The sequence below is a fragment of the Acidithiobacillus sp. genome, from assembly GCF_023255755.1.
In the GTDB taxonomy this organism is placed as follows: Bacteria; Pseudomonadota; Gammaproteobacteria; order Acidithiobacillales; family Acidithiobacillaceae; genus Acidithiobacillus.
Genome location: NZ_JAGDVS010000025.1, coordinates 1 through 4,515 on the forward strand (window position 1 = coordinate 1; position 4,515 = coordinate 4,515).

At 66.2% G+C, this 4,515-nt stretch carries 6 protein-coding genes; all 6 read left to right on the top strand.

Features of this window, described 5'->3' with window-relative positions; all coding sequences use genetic code 11:
• Window positions 1-508: 4Fe-4S dicluster domain-containing protein (locus tag Q0C48_RS01915; RefSeq protein WP_291521004.1), on the top strand; the 508-nt coding region annotated here is incomplete at its 5' end.
• A complete protein-coding gene (locus tag Q0C48_RS01920; protein ID WP_291521006.1) occupies window positions 501-1,331 on the top strand; it encodes an FAD/NAD(P)-binding protein in 831 nt (276 codons plus the stop codon). The genes Q0C48_RS01915 and Q0C48_RS01920, both read left to right, overlap by 8 nt.
• Before the next feature lie 4 nt (window positions 1,332-1,335).
• On the top strand, window positions 1,336-2,133 hold the full coding sequence (locus tag Q0C48_RS01925) for a sulfhydrogenase subunit delta (RefSeq protein WP_291521008.1): 798 nt from the start codon (window positions 1,336-1,338) through the stop codon (window positions 2,131-2,133).
• The gene (locus Q0C48_RS01930) at window positions 2,117-3,415 is read left to right on the top strand and encodes a nickel-dependent hydrogenase large subunit (protein WP_291521010.1); all 1,299 of its coding nucleotides are present in this window, start codon (window positions 2,117-2,119) and stop codon (window positions 3,413-3,415) included. Before Q0C48_RS01925 ends, Q0C48_RS01930 begins: the two co-directional genes overlap by 17 nt.
• Window positions 3,412-3,930, top strand: coding sequence for a hydrogenase maturation protease (locus Q0C48_RS01935; protein WP_291521012.1), 519 nt, complete (start codon window positions 3,412-3,414; stop codon window positions 3,928-3,930). Before Q0C48_RS01930 ends, Q0C48_RS01935 begins: the two co-directional genes overlap by 4 nt.
• Window positions 3,927-4,511, top strand: a complete 585-nt coding sequence (locus Q0C48_RS01940; protein WP_291521014.1) for a hypothetical protein — start codon at window positions 3,927-3,929, stop codon at window positions 4,509-4,511. The genes Q0C48_RS01935 and Q0C48_RS01940 overlap by 4 nt, the downstream gene beginning before the upstream one ends.
• Window positions 4,512-4,515 lie beyond the last annotated feature (4 nt).

A 4,515-nucleotide genomic window follows, 5' to 3' on the forward strand; every position in this document is an offset into this window, starting at 1 on the left:
CGAGGCACTGCTCGGGCAACTGCCCCTCGAAGCCCTGGACCCCCTCCAGCAGGCTACCGCCGACGGGGAGATCGTTGCTGCCGCCCAGGCGCAGCAACGCGCCCTGCCGTCTCGCAACCTGCGTGATGGCCTCTTTGCCAACCTTCACCATCCCCGCTGGGACGATGTGGCCCAGCGCTGCCTGTCCTGTACCAACTGCAGCTCCGTCTGCCCCACCTGTTTTTGCCACGCCGAGATGGAGGAGCCCGCCCTGGACGGCCTGAGCAGTACCCATTCCCGGCAATGGGACTCCTGTTTCACCGAGGGACACAGCTCTATCCACGACATCGTCATCCGTGCCGATACCCGCCTGCGCTACCGCCAGTGGCTGACCCACAAACTCGGGAGCTGGCACGACCAGTATGGCCGCTCCGGCTGCGTGGGCTGCGGACGCTGCATCGCCTGGTGCCCGGCGGGCATCGACATCACCGCGGAAGTGGCGGCCGTCTGCGGAGGGGATCATGCCTGATCCTTACCTTCCCCACGAGGTCGAGGTCCTGGAGCGCACTCAGGAATCCCCCACCATCTTCACCCTGCGCCTTGCCTTCACCGACCCGGAAATGCAGATCGGCTATCGCTTCCAGCCGGGCCAGTTCAACATGGTTTATCTGTACGGGGTGGGCGAGGTGCCCATTTCCATCGTCTCCGATCCCGAAAATGCGCACCGCATCGACCATACCATCCGTGCCGTGGGGCGGGTCACCCAGGGGCTGGCGCGTCTGGGGAAAGGCGCCCGCCTGGGCCTGCGCGGGCCCTACGGTCGGGGCTGGCCCCTGAAACGGGCCGAAGGCAGGGACATCGTGCTGCTCACCGGGGGGCTGGGCTGTGCGCCGGTGGTTTCGGTCATCCACTACATCCTGCGGCGACGGGAACGCTTTGGGCGGCTCACCATCCTGCAAGGGGTCAAGCATACCGACGACCTCATCTGGCGCGACCAGTACGAAGCCTGGAGTCGGCTGCCCGAGGTGCAGGTGGGGCTGGCGGCGGACGTGGGCAGCCCCGGCTGGTTCGGGCAAGTGGGGCCGGTGACGGTCCTCTTCGACCGCGTGCAGTTCGATCCCGGTGCGCTGGTGATGATGTGCGGCCCCGAGCCCATGATGCGGGCGGCCGTGCAGGAGTTACTGCGGCGCGGCGTGGCGGGGGAGGACTTGTGGCTCAGCATGGAGCGCAGCATGCACTGCGCCGTCGGTCATTGCGGCCATTGTCAGATGGGGGGAAACTTCGTCTGCCGGGATGGTCCGGTATTTCCCTTTCCGGAGATCCAGGCCCTGCTGGGTGAGCGAGGGTTTTGACGTCATGGCCGCTGCCAAATCGCGCCTCGCGGTGCATAAGTTCAGCTCCTGCGACGGTTGTCAGTTGGCCTTCCTGAATCTGGGGGAAGACCTGCTGCGGCTTGCCGAACTGGTGGAGATCGTCCACTTCGCCGAGGCCGGGCCCGTGGACCCGGACGCGGTCGTAGACATGGCCTTCGTGGAGGGAAGTATCTCCACGTCGGAGGATGAGGAACGCATCCAGAAAATCCGCAAAAACAGCCGGTGGCTCATCACCATCGGCGCCTGTGCCACCGCCGGCGGTCTGCAGGCCTTGCGCAACCTGGCCGATGGCCCCGGCTGGATTGCGGAGATCTACGCCCAGCCCGAACACATCCATAGCCTGGCCACCTCCACCCCCATCGCCGCCCACGTCCCGGTGGACCTGGAGCTGTGGGGCTGTCCGGTGAACGGGCGCCAGGTCCTGGGGGCGGTGCGTGCCCTCCTCTTCGGGGTCGTACCCGCGCTCGAAAAGGATAAAGTTTGTCTGGAGTGCAAACGCCATCAGGCCGTCTGCGTACTGGTGGCCAAGGGCCTGCCATGCATGGGGCCGGTGACGCTCACCGGCTGCGGGGCGCTGTGCCCCCTTTTTGGGCGCGATTGCTATGCCTGCTACGGGCCGGCAGAGAACCCCAACGCCGCGGCGCTGGGGCGGCGGCTGGAAGGGCTCGGTCTGGTGCCGGAGGCCGTCGCGCGGCGTTTCCTCTTCATCAACAGCGGCGCCCCGGCTTTTGCCGAGGCGGGCCGCCATTGGCGGGAGCAGACCCATGACCCAAAGCCGTAAGATCAGCCTCTGCGTGCCGGTCCTGGCACGGGTGGAAGGGGAAGGCGCCCTCGACCTGGAAGTGCATGACGGGCGCATTCAAACGCTGCGCCTGCGCATTTTCGAGCCGCCGCGGCTCTTCGAGAAGTTCCTGGAAGGCCGGGAATACCAGGAGATCCCGGACATGGTGGCGCGCATCTGCGGCATCTGCCCGGTGGCCTACCAGATGAGCGCCGTGCATGCCATCGAGGGCGTCTTCGGCCTGGCACCCGGTCCCTGGGCGCGGGCCATGCGCCGGGTGTTCTACTGCGGCGAGTGGATACAGAGCCACAGCCTGCACATCCATCTGCTGGCAGCGCCCGATTTCCTGGGTTACAGCAACGTCTCCGAGATGGCGCGCGCGCATCCCGACGTCGTGCGCCGGGGGCTCGCCCTCCAGGCCCTGGGCAACGAGATCATCCGCTTTTTCGGCGGTCGCTCGGTGCATCCCGTGGGCGCCCGGGTGGGGGGCTTTCACCGTGCGCCCAGCCGGGCGGAGGTGGCGGTACTCCGGGAGCAGGTGCGGGCCGCCCTGCCGGGGGCCGAGGCCCTGGTGGCCTGGACCGCCGCGCTGAACCTGCCCGACGACTCTCAGGATTTTGTCAGTGTCGCCCTGCGCCACCAGGATGAGTACCCCATGAACGAGGGGCGCATCGTCTCCAGTGACGGCCTGGACATTCCCATCGCCGACTACGAAAGCCATTTCCAGGAGCATCAGGAACCCCACTCCACCGCCCTCTATGCTGCGCTGGACGGACGCCCCTACCTGGTGGGTCCCCTCGCGCGGCTCAACCTCAATCTGGATCGTCTGCATACGCCTGTCCGGGAGGCCCTGGGGCGTACTGGCATCGCTTTTCCCAGCCGCAACATGTTCCACAGCATTGTCGCGCGGGCTGCAGAAATCCATTATGCCCTTCTGGAGGCCAGCCGCCTGCTGGAAGATTACACCGAGCCAGAGGCGTCCTTCGTCCCCGCCGTGCCGCGCTCCGGCATTGGGTACGGGTGCACGGAGGCCCCCCGCGGTCTACTCTGGCACCGCTACGATCTGGATACCGCAGGTCAGGTGCTGCACGCCCGCATCGTCCCGCCCACCAGTCAGAACCAGGCACGTATCGAGGCGGACCTGCGTCACTCCCTGGGAACCCTGGGTCTGGACCGGGAAGACGAGACTCTGCGCCAGCAAGCCGAGATGGTGATCCGCAACTACGATCCCTGCATCTCTTGCGCCACCCATTTCCTGACGGTTCGGGTGGAGCGGCGGTGAACCCCGTCCGCGTCCTCGGCATCGGTTCGCCCATCGCGGGCGACGATCTGGGTTGGCGACTCGCGGAGGCACTGGAACGGCTGGGCCTGCTCCGTTATTTTCCCACAGGAATGGTCCATATCAACCTCTGCGATCGCCCCGGCAGCCTCCTGCTCCCGGCCATGCGCGGCGCGCGCCTGGTCATTCTCCTGGACGCCATGCGCAGCGGCGCGCCGCCCGGCACAGTGCGGCGCCTGGATATGCTGGAACTGGACGATAGCACCGGGCTGCTGTCGAGCCATGGCTTCGGTGTGGCCGAGACCCTGGCCCTGGGCCGCGCCCTGGAGGATCTGCCGCCCCGGGTGCTTATTTACGGGATCGAGACGGGTCAGGCGACCTCCCTTCCGCCACTCGGCGACTTGGTGACACTTCTTTGGCCGACGATCATCGACGATATCCGGGTGTGCATGAAGGAACCCGGGGTGGTACCTTTAGCGATGGAGTCCAAACAAAAGTCTGGAGGAGCATCCTTATGAACGGGAAACAGCGTCACATCGCCTGGTTGCTATCCGGCGCCATCCTGTATGCCGGAACGGCGGTCACCGGGGCCAGCGCATCCCCCGTGGACATACAGTTGAATGTCGGGACACCACCCATCTATGCGGCACCCGGCTATCCGCCAATGGCGATCGCCACGCCACCCTTGATGGTTTGGTTGAGCAACCTCGGGGTTTATGCCGCCTATGGCGCATCTCAGCCCATTTTCTATCAAGGCTCAACCTACTATTACTATTACGGCAATCGCTGGTGGGCCGGACCGGGCTATCGCGGACCATGGCGTCCCATCATCGCGCCTCCACCCGCGCTCCGTCACTGGAATTACCGCGACTGGCAAAACGTCCAGCGCGATGCCCACCGCCATTATCGCGACCCGCAGTGGCGCCATTTCCGGCCGACGGAACGTCCGCAACCACAGTATCGTGGGCCGGAGCAGCGGGCACCCGGCGCCTTTCGGGGGCCGGAAGGACATGGACCTGCGCAACGGCCCGAGGACCATGGCGGACCCGGCCGGGGCCACGGTCCTCAGGGACAAGGATCGCGGCAGGGTCGAAACTAACCGA

Bases quoted from the DNA above. Each gene is read 5' to 3' on its own strand.
- Q0C48_RS01920 (WP_291521006.1), top strand. From the start codon at position 501: ATGCCTGATCCTTACCTTCCCCACGAGGTCGAGGTCCTGGAGCGCACT.
- Q0C48_RS01925 (WP_291521008.1), top strand. From the start codon at position 1,336: ATGGCCGCTGCCAAATCGCGCCTCGCGGTGCATAAGTTCAGCTCCTGC.
- Q0C48_RS01930 (WP_291521010.1), top strand. From the start codon at position 2,117: ATGACCCAAAGCCGTAAGATCAGCCTCTGCGTGCCGGTCCTGGCACGG.
- Q0C48_RS01940 (WP_291521014.1), top strand. From the start codon at position 3,927: ATGAACGGGAAACAGCGTCACATCGCCTGGTTGCTATCCGGCGCCATC.